Annotated in this window: 17 protein-coding genes; 10 read left to right on the forward strand and 7 right to left on the reverse strand. The window is 71.3% G+C overall.

Going from position 1 to position 13,603, the window contains the following annotated elements:
* Nucleotides 1–116 precede the first annotated feature (116 nt).
* Both yidD and FVA80_RS20910 read right to left on the reverse strand, forming a co-directional pair.
* A complete protein-coding gene (yidD, locus tag FVA80_RS20905; RefSeq protein WP_147906483.1) occupies nt 117–491 on the reverse strand; it encodes a membrane protein insertion efficiency factor YidD in 375 nt (124 codons plus the stop codon).
* Between the two features lie 6 nt (nt 492–497).
* On the reverse strand, nt 498–989 hold the full coding sequence (locus FVA80_RS20910; RefSeq protein WP_147906484.1) for an iron-sulfur cluster assembly scaffold protein: 492 nt from the start codon (nt 987–989) through the stop codon (nt 498–500).
* Between the two features lie 251 nt (nt 990–1,240).
* Here FVA80_RS20910 and folE point away from each other — a divergent pair, with 251 nt between their 5' ends.
* The 4 genes from folE (at nt 1,241) to FVA80_RS20930 (ending at nt 5,308) form a co-directional block, all read left to right on the forward strand.
* A complete protein-coding gene (folE, locus tag FVA80_RS20915) occupies nt 1,241–2,077 on the forward strand; it encodes a GTP cyclohydrolase I FolE (RefSeq protein WP_147906485.1) in 837 nt (278 codons plus the stop codon).
* A 107-nt stretch (nt 2,078–2,184) separates the two neighbouring features.
* Nucleotides 2,185–2,607: a phosphoribosyl-AMP cyclohydrolase gene (gene hisI, locus FVA80_RS20920; protein ID WP_147906486.1), complete on the forward strand. Its 423-nt coding sequence runs from the start codon at nt 2,185–2,187 to the stop codon at nt 2,605–2,607.
* Nucleotides 2,604–3,587 carry a patatin-like phospholipase family protein gene (locus tag FVA80_RS20925; RefSeq protein WP_147906487.1) on the forward strand — a complete coding sequence of 328 codons (984 nt, stop codon included), beginning with the start codon at nt 2,604–2,606 and terminating at the stop codon, nt 3,585–3,587. Before hisI ends, FVA80_RS20925 begins: the two co-directional genes overlap by 4 nt.
* Before the next feature lie 149 nt (nt 3,588–3,736).
* On the forward strand, nt 3,737–5,308 hold the full coding sequence (locus tag FVA80_RS20930) for an alkaline phosphatase D family protein (RefSeq protein ID WP_147906488.1): 1,572 nt from the start codon (nt 3,737–3,739) through the stop codon (nt 5,306–5,308).
* A 52-nt stretch (nt 5,309–5,360) separates the two neighbouring features.
* Here the strand turns inward: FVA80_RS20930 and FVA80_RS20935 are convergent, their stop codons facing one another.
* Together FVA80_RS20935 and FVA80_RS20940 are read right to left on the reverse strand one after the other, a co-directional pair.
* The gene (locus tag FVA80_RS20935; protein WP_147906489.1) at nt 5,361–5,792 is read right to left on the reverse strand and encodes a CBS domain-containing protein; all 432 of its coding nucleotides are present in this window, start codon (nt 5,790–5,792) and stop codon (nt 5,361–5,363) included.
* Between the two features lie 141 nt (nt 5,793–5,933).
* Nucleotides 5,934–6,755 (reverse strand): rhomboid family intramembrane serine protease, encoded by an 822-nt coding sequence (locus tag FVA80_RS20940; RefSeq protein ID WP_147906490.1) that lies wholly within the window; start codon nt 6,753–6,755, stop codon nt 5,934–5,936.
* A gap of 347 nt (nt 6,756–7,102) precedes the next feature.
* Here FVA80_RS20940 and FVA80_RS20945 point away from each other — a divergent pair, with 347 nt between their 5' ends.
* Nucleotides 7,103–7,702, forward strand: coding sequence for a PAS domain-containing protein (locus FVA80_RS20945; RefSeq protein WP_147906491.1), 600 nt, complete (start codon nt 7,103–7,105; stop codon nt 7,700–7,702).
* A 229-nt stretch (nt 7,703–7,931) separates the two neighbouring features.
* Entirely contained in the window at nt 7,932–8,570 is a 639-nt protein-coding gene (locus FVA80_RS20950) for a PilZ domain-containing protein (RefSeq protein WP_147852858.1), read from the forward strand.
* 30 nt (nt 8,571–8,600) lie between these two features.
* Here FVA80_RS20950 and FVA80_RS20955 read toward each other — a convergent pair whose 3' ends face one another.
* Both FVA80_RS20955 and FVA80_RS20960 read right to left on the reverse strand, forming a co-directional pair.
* On the reverse strand, nt 8,601–9,182 hold the full coding sequence (locus tag FVA80_RS20955; RefSeq protein WP_147906546.1) for an SCO family protein: 582 nt from the start codon (nt 9,180–9,182) through the stop codon (nt 8,601–8,603).
* A gap of 99 nt (nt 9,183–9,281) precedes the next feature.
* The gene (locus FVA80_RS20960; protein ID WP_147906492.1) at nt 9,282–9,779 is read right to left on the reverse strand and encodes a PRC-barrel domain-containing protein; all 498 of its coding nucleotides are present in this window, start codon (nt 9,777–9,779) and stop codon (nt 9,282–9,284) included.
* Nucleotides 9,780–9,958: 179 nt separating this feature from the next.
* Between FVA80_RS20960 and FVA80_RS20965 the strand changes: the two genes are divergently transcribed.
* The 4 genes from FVA80_RS20965 to FVA80_RS20980 all read left to right on the forward strand — a co-directional run bounded on the left by FVA80_RS20965 (nt 9,959) and on the right by FVA80_RS20980 (nt 12,838).
* Complete coding sequence (locus FVA80_RS20965) at nt 9,959–10,438, forward strand: tRNA (cytidine(34)-2'-O)-methyltransferase (protein ID WP_147906493.1); 480 nt, start codon at nt 9,959–9,961, stop codon at nt 10,436–10,438.
* A 67-nt stretch (nt 10,439–10,505) separates the two neighbouring features.
* Nucleotides 10,506–11,936 carry a protein adenylyltransferase SelO gene (locus FVA80_RS20970; protein WP_147906494.1) on the forward strand — a complete coding sequence of 477 codons (1,431 nt, stop codon included), beginning with the start codon at nt 10,506–10,508 and terminating at the stop codon, nt 11,934–11,936.
* Nucleotides 11,937–12,246: 310 nt separating this feature from the next.
* Nucleotides 12,247–12,474: a hypothetical protein gene (locus FVA80_RS20975; RefSeq protein ID WP_147906547.1), complete on the forward strand. Its 228-nt coding sequence runs from the start codon at nt 12,247–12,249 to the stop codon at nt 12,472–12,474.
* Nucleotides 12,475–12,481: 7 nt separating this feature from the next.
* On the forward strand, nt 12,482–12,838 hold the full coding sequence (locus FVA80_RS20980) for a hypothetical protein (RefSeq protein WP_147906495.1): 357 nt from the start codon (nt 12,482–12,484) through the stop codon (nt 12,836–12,838).
* On the opposite strand, the gene FVA80_RS31475 is transcribed toward FVA80_RS20980, so the two are convergent.
* A complete protein-coding gene (locus tag FVA80_RS31475) occupies nt 12,810–13,466 on the reverse strand; it encodes a GNAT family N-acetyltransferase (RefSeq protein ID WP_246692441.1) in 657 nt (218 codons plus the stop codon). The genes FVA80_RS20980 and FVA80_RS31475 overlap by 29 nt on opposite strands.
* Nucleotides 13,467–13,603: the final 137 nt, after the last annotated feature.

The following is a 13,603-nucleotide window of genomic DNA, read 5'->3' on the forward strand; positions in this document are numbered from 1 at the left end:
GATTGCCGCCCAGCCGTGCGAGGCCGAGCCGTCTGGAGAGACAACCGGACTCGGCGGGATCGGTTGCCAGGCCTCGTCCGATCGACGGCGGCCTGTGGATGCGGAACGCGCGGGCGTCAGATGCCGCGGGAACGCCGCGTTCCGTCCCGGCCCGGCTCCTCCGGGCGGTCGGCCCCGAGCGCAACCGCCTCGCAGGCGAAGGGCGACGGCGGGGCCTCGACGCCGCGCCAGCGGGCATAGGCCCAGGGGCGGTACCAGACGCTCCCGCCGGGTAGCCGCTCGGGTACGAGATCGATGCCGTGGGTCCCGAACGGACCGCAGCGGCAGATCCGCGCGAAGCCCATCCAGGCGCCTGGCCAGAAGCCGTGCTGGGTGATGGCCTGGTCGGCGTATTCGGAGCAGCTCGGCCAGTGGCGGCACTGGCGGCCGATCAATCCCGACAGGGTCAGCTGGTAGGTGCGAATCGCCCAATGCGCGGCGCGGCGAACCATCGGACCCTACGCGTCGGCCGTCGCCGCGGTGGCCTGCTGCCCGGTGCCCTGTTCTCCGCCGGATCGGCGCTTGGCGGCGATCTGGTCGAGGGCGTCGACCACCGCGTCGAAGGTCAGCAGGGTCGAGGCGTGGCGCGCCTTGAACTCCCGCACCGGCTCCAGGACCGCGAGGTCCGCCCAGGCCCCGCCGGGCGCGGGGCCGTTGGCCTTGAGCATCGCCCGCATGGCCTCGCGGACGCCGCGCAGCTCGTTCTCGGTGGCGCCAACCACGTGGCGGCCCATCAGCGACGAGGAGGCCTGCCCCAGGGCGCAGGCGCGGACCTCCTGCGCGAAATCGGCCACGCGGCCGTCCGCGCCGAGGACGACGTCGACCGTGACCGTCGAACCGCACAGGCGGGAATGTGCGGTGGCGCTGGCATCGGGCCGCTCCAGGCGCCCCAGATGCGGGATGTCGGCGGCCAGTTCGAGGATACGGCGGTTGTAGATGTCGTCGAGCATCGGGGCCTCGGGCGGGTGCGTCATCCGATCGAGCTATTGCCCATCGGGATTCTGCCGCGCGACCCGTGCATTGCGTGTTGCCGCGCGAACAATGATATAGGCCCCCTACGGTCGCTTCGCGAGGAGGCGGTTCGTCGACCAGGGTCGCGCCCACGGCCAAGGTAGTTCCCACGGCTCTAGTCCAACCGGGGCGCCGGCTCGAATTCGTTTCGAGCCCGGGATCTCCCTCACAAGCCCGACGCGATCCGACGATGTATGCCAAGCCTGACAGCACCACGATGAAGTCCCGTGTGGCGCGGGCCGGAGATGCCATGGATGCCGCGCTTAAATCATTGTCCTATCGAGGCGAAGGACACGGTCTGGACCGGGGCGGCGTCGATGGGCGGGATCTGGGACAGAGTCTGACCGGCATGCGCAACGACAACCGACCGGTCGATGACGGCCGCCCCGCAGCGGTCGAGATCGCGCCGCAGCCCGCCTCCGCAACCCGTGTGCCCGAGGGGATCGAGACCGGCCGCCCGAGCCGCGCCGAGGCCGAGGCCGCGGTGCGCACGCTCCTGCGCTGGGCCGGCGACGATCCGACCCGCGAGGGCCTGCGCGACACGCCGGCCCGGGTCACCAAGGCCTTCGGGCAGCTGTTCGGCGGCTACGAGATGGATGCCGAGGCCTTGCTGGCCCGCGTCTTCGAGGAGGTCGAGGGCTATTCGGACATCGTGCTGGTGCGCGACATCCCGTTCTACTCCCACTGCGAGCACCACATGGTGCCGTTCATGGGGCTCGCCCACATCGCCTATTACCCGACCCGCGGCGTCGTCGGACTCTCGAAGCTCGCCCGCGTGGTCGATACCTTCGCGCGCCGCCTGCAGACGCAGGAGACGATGACCGCGCAGATCGCCGACGTGATCGAGAGCATCCTCAAGCCCCGGGGCGTCGCCGTGATGGTGGAGGCCGAGCACCTCTGCATGGCGATGCGCGGCGTGCAGAAGGCCGGCGTCTCGACGATCACCAGCCAGTTCCGCGGCGTCTTCAAGGACGATGCCAGCGAGCAGGTGCGCTTCCTCACCCTGGTGCGCGGCGGGACAAAGTAACCGCAGGCCGGATGGCCCGATCGGGCGGCCACCGTCATGCGGTCTTCATCGATCGGGCTACACCCAATAGCCTCGACTCAAGCTTCACCGGACTCGCTTCCGCCGCCATGACCGCAAGCGACATCGCTTTCGATCCCCCCGGCACCCGGGCCGAGGTCGAGGAAGGCACGGGCCTGACCCCGCGCTTCGACCGGGACGGCCTGGTCGCCTGCATCGCGGTCGACGCGCAGGACGGGCGTGTGCTGATGCTCGCCTACATGAACGCCGAATCGCTGGCCCGGACCCTCGCCACCGGGGAAGCCTGGTACTGGTCGCGGTCCCGGCAGGAACTCTGGCACAAGGGCGCGACCAGCGGGCAGATCCAGCGCGTCGTCGAGATGCGGGTCGATTGCGACCAGGACGCGCTGCTGATCCGCGTGGAGGTCGGTGGCGACGGCGGTTGCTGCCACACCGGCCGCCGCGCCTGCTTCTATCGCCGGGTCGTCCGCGGGCCGGATGGCGCCGTCACCCTGGAGGCCGCCGGGGCATGAGCGCGTCCCTTGCCTTGCAATGGCAAGAATGTCCGGCCGTCCCCTATTTCCTCCCCGGAACCGTCGAGCCGATCCGGCCCCTGCCCGCTGCCGGCCCCCGCATCGGCCTGGCGCTCGGCGGTGGTTCGGCCCGGGGCTGGGCCCATATCGGGGTGATCCGCGCCCTCGAGGAGGGCGGCATCCATCCCACCGTGGTGGCGGGCTGCTCGATCGGCGCCGTGGTCGGCGCCTGCTACGCCGCCGGGCGCCTCGACCGCCTGGAGAGCTTCGCGCGGGAACTCACCCGGCACCGGGTAGTCCGGCTGATCGACCCGCGCTTTCCCGGTTCCGGGCTGATCGCCGGCAACCGCCTCCGTCGGCGGCTGTTCGCCGATCTCGGCACGCGCCGGATCGAGAGCCTGCCGATCCGCTTCGGCTGCGTCGCCACCGAGTTCGGCAGCGGCCTGGAGGTGAACCTGACCGAAGGGCCGACCGTCGATGCGGTGCGCGCCTCCTACGCGATCCCCGGCCTGTTCCCGCCCGTGACCCACGAGGGGCGCGTGCTGATGGACGGGACCCTGGTCAACCCCGTCCCGGTGGCGCTCGCCCGCGCGCTCGGGGCCGATCTCGTGATCTGCGTGAACCTCAACGGCGATACCGGTGGCCCGGTGGTGCACGAGGTGCCGGCGCCGGCCGCGCGCCGGAGCTTCCTCCAGCTGATCCGCGCGCGCCTGCCGGGCTTCGAGCCCCAGGAAGCCGAGATCCCGGTCCCGGGCATTGCCCGGGTCGTGCTCGGCGCCTTCAACATCACCCAGGACCGGATCTCCCGGGCGCGGCTGGAGCGCGACCCGCCGGACGTGGCCATCGGCCCGGATGTCGCGGCCTTCGGCCTGTTCGACTTCCACAAGGCCGCCGAGGGGATCGATATCGGCTACCGGGCGGCCCGGGCGTCCCTGCCCCGGATCCGCGCTGTCGTGAACGGCGCCGCAGCGCGGGCCTAGAGCATCGTTCCGAAGGGGCCCGCGGGCTTTCGGAAAAAGGCGATGCGGATCAAGGAGCGCGCATCGTGTTGACGGCTTTCGCGCGAAGGATCGTCACGCGGTTGTAACGACCGGTTGCGATGGCCCCTCATCGAATGAGAGGGCTTCCAATGTATACGAGCCGCCGCCAGATCCTCCTGTCCGGAGGCGCAAGCCTCGTCGGGATCGCCACCGGCGTGGCCCGCCCCGGCCTGAGCCGGGCCGCCGACCGGCCGCTCCTAAGCCACGGCCTCCAGTCCGGCGATGTCGGGACCGATTCCGCGGTGGTCTGGGCCCGCTCCGACCGCCCGGCCCGGGCGATCATCGAGTGGGCCACCACCGAGAGCTTCTCCGAGATCCGCGGTGGCGTCTTCGCGGATGCACTGCCCGAGAGCGACGGCACCGTGAAGGTGGCGCTGGCTGGCCTGCCGCCGGGGCAGGACGTGTTCTACCGGGTCCGCCTGCAGGACGTCGCGGCGCCGACCATCGTCGGACCCGCGCAGGTCGGGCGGTTCCGCACCGCGCCAGCGGACAAGCGCTCGGTCTCGTTCTGCTGGTCGGGCGACACGGTCGGCCAGGGCTGGGGCATCGACGAGGCCCGCGGCGGCATGACGATCTACGCGGCGATCCTCAAGAACCGGCCGGACTTCTTCATCCATTCCGGCGACACGATCTATGCCGACGGGCCGATCCAGGCCGAGGTGAAGCTCCCGGACGGCAGCCTCTGGCGCAACCGCGTCACTGAGGAGGTCGCCAAGCCCGCCGAGACGCTCGCCGAGTTCCGCGGCCGCCACAAGTACAACCTCACCGACCGGAACGTGCTGGCGATGAACGCCGCCGTGCCGATCCTGGCGCAGTGGGACGACCACGAGGTCACCAACAATTGGTGGCCGGGCGAGCCGTTGACCCGGGCCGAGCACCTCAAGAAGAAGTACACGGACCCGAACGTGCTCGCGATGCAGCTGCGCGCGGCGCGCGCCTTCCACGAGTACATGCCGATGCGCTTCGAGCCGGCCGAGCCCGGCCGGGTCTACCGCAAGATCGCCTACGGCCCGCTGGTCGACGTGTTCATGCTCGACATGCGCTCCTACCGGGGCCCGAACGGCGAGAACCGGCAGACGGAATACGGCCCCGACGCGTATTTCCTGGGGCCGCAACAGATCGCGTGGCTGAAGCGGGCGCTCACGGAATCCCGCGCGACCTGGAAGGTGATCGCCGCCGACATGCCGCTCGGCCTCGTGGTGACCTACGACGTGGACCGCAGTTTCGGCTCGGAGGCGGTGGCGCAGGGTGACGGGCCGCCGCTCGGGCGCGAGCTGGAGATCGCCGACCTGCTGCGGTTCATCAAGCAGGCCAAGATCCGCAACACGGTCTGGCTGACCGCGGACGTGCACTACACGGCCGCCCACTACTACGACCCGAACAAGGCGCAGTTCCAGGATTTCGACCCGTTCTGGGAGTTCGTCTCGGGCCCGCTCCACGCCGGCACCTTCGGGCCCAACGCGCTCGACAACACGTTCGGCCCGCAACTGCGCTACGTGAAGGCGCCCGACAAGGGCCAGGTGAACCTGTCACCGGCCGCGGGCTACCAGTTCTTCGGCCACGTCGCGGTGGATGGCGACACCGAGCAGATGACCGTGACCCTCAAGGACGCGGCCGACACCGACCTCTGGCACGTCACCCTCGACCCCGCGAAGGCGTAGGCGCAGGCAACGTCGCCGCCCGCCGGACTCCGCGTCCGGCCGGCGCGCGATCTCACGCCATGGTGATGTAATCGCGCAGGGCCTGGTGCTCGGCCTCGACCGTGGCGATGCGGCGCGCCACCACGTCGCCGATGGAGATCAGGCCGACGAGTCGGCCGTCCTCGCAGACCGGGACGTGGCGGAACCGCCCTTCCGTCATCAAGCCCATCACCTCCTCGATGGTGGAGCTTCGGCCGCAGGTGGTGACCGCGCCCGTCATGTGGTCCGAGACCGGCGCGTCGAAGGTCGCGCCGCCGTGGCGGGCGAGCGCCCGCATGATGTCCCGCTCCGAGATGATCCCGGCCACCGACCCGTCGGCATGGGCGACCACCAGTGCGCCGATCCGCTTGTCGGCGAGAATCTGGATCACCTCCTCGAGGGTCTTGTCGGGGCTCACGGTGACGACGGAGCTGCCCTTCTCGGCAAGGATGCGTGCGACGGTCATGGCTCTCTCCCTGTGACGCGGTGCGTGCGCCGTCAGCCGCGGCGCCTCCGTTACGCTGTCGTCCGGGTTGGCCCCGGCTCGTTCACATTATGGCGAGTGTGTGACCGATCCGGCGCGTTGGCAAGATGCCGGGACGTCGTCTCAGGGCCGGGCCGCCTCGCGCCGATCGAGCAGCGGGAACAGCAGGAAGCCTGCGATGAAGCCGCCGAGATGCGCGTCCCACGCGATGGCGGCGTTCTCGCCAACGAGCGGCACGCTGACGAGCCCGAACAGCAGGTTGGTGACCAGCCAGATCGCCAGGAAGGCCACCGCGGTCCGGTTGCGCAGGAGTTCGGGAACCGTCTCGGCCGGCCGGTGCGGCGGCAATTGCCAGGACGGGCCGGCATACCCGGAGGCGGGCGGCTGGAACACGAAGCGGGCCGCCGCCGCCATCAGGGCCGAGATTCCCGCCGAGGCGCCGACCAGCGGTCCCGCGCTCAGGGGGTCGATCATCACATGCAGCAGGCCGCCGGCCACGGTTCCGGCCAGCGCAATCAGGAAGTAGCGCCAAGCGCCGCAGCGCCGGGCCACGGGCGACCCGAAGGCGGCCAGCCAGACGCTGTTGAAGATCACGTGCATCCAGGAGCCGTGCAGCAGGGCGTAGGTCGCCAGCGTCCAGGGCAGCAGCGCGTGCTCGGAGGTGATGTAGCGGGCGAACGCCTCGCGGGCGGCCTCCATGTCGGGGTCGCCGAGGCCGGCGGCCGCCTGGATCACGTCGGCGGCCTTCCCGGGATCGAACCACACCGTCCAGCGGGCGGGCACCAGGGCGAGGTCGAGGACGACCCGGATGTCGAGCGTGTCCGGCAGCACGAACTCGCGCAGGGCCTGGATCGCCATCAGCAATCCGATCGAGAGCGTCACCACCCCCGGCATGTTGAACACGGGCACGCGGCTCTGGCGTGGGAATTCGGGGGAGGCATCCATCCTGGCACCATGTCGGGGCTGCGGGGTGTCGGGCAAGTCCCGGCGACGTATTGAAGCCTTTTCGGGTGATGTTTGGCTGCCAGGGGGTTCGAAAGAACGAATGCCGGCCGGCTCGATCGAACCGATGGCGGCGGCGTGCGCGCCGCCTACGACGAGATCCGGACCGTGATCAGCCTCATGCCGGCAGCCTCGGTCTGCCCTGCTCTCGATCCCAGGAAGCGTCCCGCACCGGGCGGCACGGCGTATGCGCCGGACGATCCAGATCGCCCCGGATCACCGGCCCGTCCCACGCGGATGTGCCAGGTTGATCCAGGGACGGACACCAGGCGTATCGATCCGGGACTCCGATGAAACATCCCACGAGCCGCATGCTCCATGCCTATTGGGAGCGCTTGCGCGGTGAGCGCGCCGCGCCCGAGCGCGCCGAGATCGAGCCGGGCGAGATCCGGCATCTGCTGGCCGACAGCCTGATCCTGGAACTCGACATGGCGACGCGCGCGGCCACGGTCCGGCTCGCCGGCACGCGGGTCTGCGCCCTCTACGGCCGCGAGTTGAAGGGCGAGACCTTCGCCGGCCTGTGGGGCGCGGAGGCCCCCGATCCCTGGCGCATCGTCGAGATCGTGGCCAGCGATACCCTGGGCGTGGTCGCGGGCCTGCGCGGCCTGAACACGGCCGGCGAGGCGGTGGATCTGGAGCTCCTGCTCCTGCCGCTGCGCCATCGCGGCCGGATGCAGGTCCGGGCGCTCGGCACCCTCAGCGTCGAGAGCACGCCCCACTGGATCGGCCTGCGCCCGCTGGTCCAAGCCGAGACCACCTCCCTGCGCATCCTCCCCGGCCGCAGGATGGAGGCCGCGCCGCCGGCGCGACCAGCCTTGCGCGGTCCTGCCGGCTTTCCCGGCCCGGTGCGCCGGGGGCATCTCCTCGTTCATGCCGGCGGACGGGCGTAAAACCACGCGCCGAGAACTGCATTTGGAATATTAGACATCGATTTTTCGACCGAAGATCGCGTCCGATCGGGACGAACTGGCAACTGTACAGGCCAGACCGGCCCTGGCGCTCGGTCAGGACAGAAAAATCTACGGCACGGCGGATATTGTCGAATCGGAAAAAAGGCTTTCGTAACAGTCCCGGTCTAGCTTGCGATGACGATTGTCGCGGCGTGGAGCCCATCTCGGTATGATCGCGGTCGACGCCACCGCCGGGACGGACGTGAGCCGCGCGGCCAGCCGGGGGCGCGACGCGGCCGACCAGCGACGCCACCAGCGCGTCCGGGTCGCCGTGCTGGGCCGCTACATGCTGGCCGACCGCCGCGAATATCCCTGCCAGACCGTGGATATGTCGCCGGGCGGCGTCCGGTTGACCTGCGCTGTGGTGGGCGAGGTCGGCGAGCGCGTGGTGCTCTACCTCGAGCATATCGGCCGGATCGAGGGCGTCATCGCTCGCCACAGCGAGGGCGGCTTCGCGGTCCAGCTCAACGCCACGCCACGCAAGCGGGACAAGATCGCATCTCAGCTGACCTGGCTCGCCAACCGGGAGATCCTGGGCCTGCCCGAGGGGCGCTCCCACGAGCGGCTCGTGCCGACCCACACGGCGGTGACCCTGCGCGTCGAGAGCGGCCGGGAAATCAAGGCCCGGCTGATCGACATCTCGATTTCCGGCGTGGCGATCTCCAGCACGGCCACGCTGCCCCTCGGGGCGGCCGTCACGGTGGGCAGCACGCCCGGGCGGCTGGTGCGCTACTTCGAGGGGGGCTTCGGCGTGCAGTTCCTGCTGCCGCTCTCCCCCGACCGCTTCCACGCCGGGATGACGCTCTAGAGCCGTCCCGACCGCGTTGGGATCGTCTCGTCAGATCTTCTTGGACAGCTGCGCCGCGGTCTCCTCGGCCGGGCGGGAGAGGTCGAGGGCGCCGAGGAAGCGGTTCTGCGCGTCCATCACGTAGACGATCGCCGTGTGCTCCATCGTGTAGTCCCCGTCCTTACCGGGGACCTTGCGGGCATAGGCCCGATACGCCTTCTCGGTGGCCACGATCTGCTCGGGGCTGCCGGTGAGACCGGTGATGCGCGGATCGAAGCTCGACAGGTAGGTCTTCAGGCTCACCGGGTCGTCGCGCTCAGGATCGACGGTGACGAACGCGACACGCATCCGCTCGGCCTTCGGCCCGAGGGCGGCGAGCACGTCCGAAACCTGCTGGAGCGTCGTCGGGCACACGTCCGGGCAGTGGGTGAAGCCGAAGAACACGAGGTGCGGCGCGCCGGCGAAATCGCGCTCGGTGACCGTGCGCCCGTTCTGGTCGACCAGCGTGAACGGGCCGCCGACCCCGGGCACGCCCACAGGCGCCCGGTCCGGCATGAAGGCGAACACCGCCGCCCCGGTCAGGCCGACGAGACCCAGGCAGAAGGCCAGAAGCGGGATCAGGGCGCGGCGCATCTTCATCGGACTCCGACCTCCGTGCAGCGGCTGGCACAGCACGGAACGGCGCGCGAAGGCAAGCCAGCGTTATGCCGCCGGCTCGCCTCGGACCCGATGTCAGGGCTTGGCGGCGGGCTCTCCGGCGGCCGGGGCGGCGGCCGCGCCCTTCGGCGGCTCCTTGCCGAGGTAGATGTATTCCGGCGCGGCCTTCAGCTGATCCTTGGTCGTGTCGATGCGGGCCTGGAGCGTCTTGTCGTCGGTCCGGTCGAGCTTCATCACCGACGGGTCGACGGCCACGTACTTGGATCCGATCCCGAGGAAGCCGCCGACGCCGATGACCCAGGACTTCACGCTGCCCTTCTGGTCTAGGACGAAGTCGGCGATCTGCCCGATCGTGTCGTTGGCCGCGTTGGTGACGTTGGCCCCGATCAGCTTGCTGGCGACCATGTCGTCCGGGGACTGGGCCACGAAGGTCGGGCGCAGGTTGTCGGCCATGGTGGCCGGCTGACCGGCCACCGGCGCGGCCGGCGCTCCGGCATTCGGGGTGGCATTCTGCGCCGCGGCGGTTGCGAGACCGGCCAACAGAAGGGCCGAGGCCAGGAGCGGAGTGCGCATCGGGTGAGGACTTTCGGACAGCGTTCGCAAACGAAGGTGGCGCCGCCTTAAACCTTTGGCGCAGCGTAAGTTCCGCCGATTTTCTTCGGGCGCCCCGGATTACGCGCCCCTTTGCCGGCTGTGGGTCCGACGCCCGGCGCTTTGACGGCACGGCGCCGGCCCATCACAAGCCTGGCCCCATGCTGCGCCTCGTCCTCTACCAACCCGACATCCCCCAGAACACCGGCACGATGCTGCGGATGGCCGCCTGCCTCGGGCTCGCGGTCGAGATCGTGGAGCCCGCGGGCTTCGACGTCTCGGACCGGCACCTGCGCCGCTCGGGGCTCGATTACCTCGACCACGTGGCGATCACCCGGCACCGCTCGTTTTCGGCCTTCGAGGCGTGGCGGGCCGAGGCCGGCCTGCGGCTCGTCCTCGCCACAACGGCGGGCGCCCGGCCCCATACGGATTTCGCGTTCGGCCCGGACGATTGCATCATGGTCGGGCGCGAATCGGCCGGCGTACCCGATTCCGTCCATGCGGCCGCCGACGCCCGGGTCGTGGTGCCGATCCGGCCGGGCCTGCGCTCGCTCAACGTCGCGGTCGCGGCCGCGATGATCGCCGGCGAGGCCCTGCGCCGGACCGGCGGGTTCGAACCGGATCGCGGCCCACCGGCTTGATAGGGCGGGGCATCATGGAGGCGGGTCCTCGGCAGCACCCGCGCCGCCAGCCCGGGAGACGCGCCGCGTGACCGAACCCAGACCCTACCGGCCGTCCCGGCGCCACGCCGATCTCGGATCCGCCTTCTACGATCCCGTGGCGGCCGCGCGCGTCCCGGCCACGATCCTGCGCTACCGCAACCAGGCCTGGGCCGCACGCGTCGGCCTCTCCGGCTTGTCGGATGAGGACTGGATCGCCCATTTCGGCCGGTTCGCTCCGCTGCCCGGTAGCTTCGAGACGCCCCTGGCGCTGCGCTATCACGGCCACCAGTTCCGCTCGTACAATCCGGAACTGGGTGACGGCCGCGGCTTCCTGTTCGCGCAGCTGCACGACCTGGAGGACGGGCGGCTGCTCGATCTCGGCACCAAGGGCAGCGGCACGACGCCGTGGTCCCGCGGGGCCGACGGGCGGCTCACCCTCAAGGGCGGCGTGCGCGAGGTGCTGGCCACGGCGCTGCTGGAGGCGCAGGGCGTCTACACGTCGAAGAGCTTCAGCCTGATCGAGACCGGCGAGGATCTGGTGCGCGGCGACGAGCCTTCCCCGGCCCGGTCCAGCGTGCTGGTGCGGCTCTCGCACGGGCATATTCGCGTCGGCAGCTTCCAGCGCTTCCTGGCGCTGGGCGAGCCGGACAACATCGCCCGGCTGCTCGACCACACCATCGAGACCCACCGGCCGGACCTCTGGCGCGAAACCCTGGAGGACCGGGGCGTCGCCTTCCTGGAGGATGTGGTCGCCCGGGTCGCCCGGCTCGGCGCGCAATGGGCGGCCGCGGGCTTCGTCCACGGAGTGCTCAACTCCGACAACATCAACGTCACCGGCGAGAGCTTCGATTACGGCCCCTGGCGCTTCCTGCCGCATTACGATCCGGACTTCACCGCCGCGTATTTCGACGAGACCGGGCTCTACAGCTTCGGCCGCCAGCCCGAGGCGCTGTTCTGGAACCTGGCCCGGCTGGCCGATTGCCTGCTGACGCTCAGCCCGCAGGCGCGCCTGGAAGCGGCCCTGTCCGGCTTCGGCCCCGCCCTGCAGGACGGGTTTGCGCAGGCGCTGTTCGGCCGGCTCGGGTTGGCTGAGGCGCCCCGGCCCGAGACCGACCGGCTGGTCTCGGCGGTCTGGCGGTTCCTGGCCGAGACCCGCGCGCCGTTCGAGCGCTTCTTCTTCGACTGGTACGGCGGCCCGGCGAGCGCCGGCCGGGCGGAGGCCGGCCCGAGCGCCGGTCATTACCGGTCGGAGGCCTTCGCGCCGGTGCGGGCGGCGCTCGACGCGCTCACCCCGGCTCCGGGCGCGCGGCTCGACCATCCCTATTTCGCGGGGGAGCCCTGCACGATGTTGATCGAGGAGGTCGAGGCGCTCTGGGCCCCGATCGCTGCGGCCGACGACTGGTCGCTGTTTGCGGCCAAGCTCGCCGCGGTGGCGCAGATGGCCGAGGCCTGCGGCACCGCGCCCTCGGCCGCCTGAGCCTCCTCTTCGGCCAGCCGCCGCTGCTCCTCGGCGTAGCCGCCCGCGATCGCCATGTCGACGAGGCGCCGGGTCAGCCGGAAGGCCAGCCAGAACAGGACGAGGCAGACGGCAGTCGCGGCGGCAGCCTTGAGCGGGTCCACGGGACTCCTCGAACAATCTCCCCTATGTCGGGGCGGGCCCCTCTTAGAGCCGCCCCGGATCGCGTTGCAATCGGACTTGGCTCCGAGGCCGTCTCCCGGGACGGGTTTCACCCTGCGCCGAACCGGGCCCGCTCCGGCGGCGGGCGCTCACGATCAGGCAGGTGCTGTTGCGCGAGACGTTCCATATCGAAGTCCTCGGTCCGGAATCCGGCGAGGTCCAGACGCGGATCTCGGTGCGCGTCGGCAGCCTGGAGACCGCCCAGGAGCGGGCCCTGCGCCTGTTCGCCCGCGCCCGGATGCCGCAGCGGTCCGGCGAGCCGGCCGAGGCCGTGCGGGTCATCGACGGCGCCGGCCGCGAGGTGTTCTTCCGCAGCCGCTTCGACGCGGCGGATTGAGGGGCCGATGCGCGCCGCCCTGATCCTGCCCGGGCTCGTCCTGCTGAGCTGCGGCCTGTTCCTGCGCAGCTACACCCTGGCGCCCGCCCCCGACCGGCGCGGCGGCACGACGCTCCAGCTGACCTGGCCCAACCGCCCGGCGTTCGGAAGCCCGCGGGCCGACTGCCTCGGAACGCCCGCGGACGAGCCGGTCGTCCCCTGCCTGATCGCCTCGGTCGCGCGCGCGCGGAGCGAGGGCATCCCGGTGATCCAGTTGCCGTTCTGCGCGACCTGCTACGGTCTGTCCGAGCGGATCGCACGCATCGGCCGCGACGACGCGGCGGTGCAGGCCCGGCTCACGCAGATCGCCCGCTTCGGCTGGTGAGGCGCGCCCGCGCCACGCGCTCGCGGGCGCGCTCCAGAGTGCGGGCCAGGGGGAACAGCGGGTCGCGGCCGGCCTCAACCAGCAGGTGGGCGATCGGGCGCCGTTCCGTCCAGAATGTCGAGCCGAGGGCGAAATCCGGCGGGGCGCAAGAATCGATCCGATCGATCCGGTCGATGCCCTCGCGGGCCAGCACCGTCTCGGTCAGGCGGTGGACGAGTTGCACCCCGGGGGCGGCCTCCGGGTCCGCCTCGTCGTGGGCGATCTTGAGGACCCAGGCCTCGGCGCCGGTGATCGTCAGGATCGCGGAGGCCAGGACGCGGCCGTCCCGGCGCAGCCGCGCCACGCGTAGCCGCCCCTCGGATCCGAGATCGGCCAGCACGGCGCGCAGGAACGCCACCTCGTCGGGCCGCTCCCCCAGGCCGGTGCCGGCCCGGCCCTTCCAGCCCGCCGCCTCGAGGGCGACGTGGTCGTCCAGGGCGCGGTCGAGCGCCGCGGGGGCGTCCAGGATCTCGAGCGCGACCGGCCCCGCGGCCTCCAGGCGCTGCCGGGCGAGGCGCAGCTTGCGCCGCCGCTTGCCGGATAGGTGGTCGAGATACGTCGCCCGTGCCTGCATCGACCGGCCGGTCACGTCGAGCAACCCGCGTTCGTGCGGCCAGTAGGCGGCCCGTCGCACCCCGCACGCGGACAGCAGGTCGGCCAGGGGGCCGGTTGCGGGCGCGTTCGGCAGCAGCAGACGCGGCGGCAGGCCGAGCGCCCGCCGCGGCG

It is taken from the genome of Methylobacterium sp. WL1 (assembly GCF_008000895.1).
Lineage (GTDB): Bacteria > Pseudomonadota > Alphaproteobacteria > Rhizobiales > Beijerinckiaceae > Methylobacterium.

Bases quoted from the DNA above. Each gene is read 5' to 3' on its own strand.
- FVA80_RS20945 (WP_147906491.1), top strand. From the start codon at position 7,103: ATGAAACATCCCACGAGCCGCATGCTCCATGCCTATTGGGAGCGCTTG.
- FVA80_RS20950 (WP_147852858.1), top strand. From the start codon at position 7,932: ATGATCGCGGTCGACGCCACCGCCGGGACGGACGTGAGCCGCGCGGCC.
- FVA80_RS20940 (WP_147906490.1), bottom strand. From the start codon at position 6,755: ATGGATGCCTCCCCCGAATTCCCACGCCAGAGCCGCGTGCCCGTGTTC.
- hisI (WP_147906486.1), top strand. From the start codon at position 2,185: ATGACCGCAAGCGACATCGCTTTCGATCCCCCCGGCACCCGGGCCGAG.
- FVA80_RS20935 (WP_147906489.1), bottom strand. From the start codon at position 5,792: ATGACCGTCGCACGCATCCTTGCCGAGAAGGGCAGCTCCGTCGTCACC.
- FVA80_RS20980 (WP_147906495.1), top strand. From the start codon at position 12,482: ATGCGCGCCGCCCTGATCCTGCCCGGGCTCGTCCTGCTGAGCTGCGGC.
- yidD (WP_147906483.1), bottom strand. From the start codon at position 491: ATGGTTCGCCGCGCCGCGCATTGGGCGATTCGCACCTACCAGCTGACC.
- FVA80_RS20930 (WP_147906488.1), top strand. From the start codon at position 3,737: ATGTATACGAGCCGCCGCCAGATCCTCCTGTCCGGAGGCGCAAGCCTC.
- folE (WP_147906485.1), top strand. From the start codon at position 1,241: ATGTATGCCAAGCCTGACAGCACCACGATGAAGTCCCGTGTGGCGCGG.
- FVA80_RS20925 (WP_147906487.1), top strand. From the start codon at position 2,604: ATGAGCGCGTCCCTTGCCTTGCAATGGCAAGAATGTCCGGCCGTCCCC.
- FVA80_RS20955 (WP_147906546.1), bottom strand. From the start codon at position 9,182: ATGCGCCGCGCCCTGATCCCGCTTCTGGCCTTCTGCCTGGGTCTCGTC.
- FVA80_RS20960 (WP_147906492.1), bottom strand. From the start codon at position 9,779: ATGCGCACTCCGCTCCTGGCCTCGGCCCTTCTGTTGGCCGGTCTCGCA.
- FVA80_RS20965 (WP_147906493.1), top strand. From the start codon at position 9,959: ATGCTGCGCCTCGTCCTCTACCAACCCGACATCCCCCAGAACACCGGC.
- FVA80_RS20910 (WP_147906484.1), bottom strand. From the start codon at position 989: ATGCTCGACGACATCTACAACCGCCGTATCCTCGAACTGGCCGCCGAC.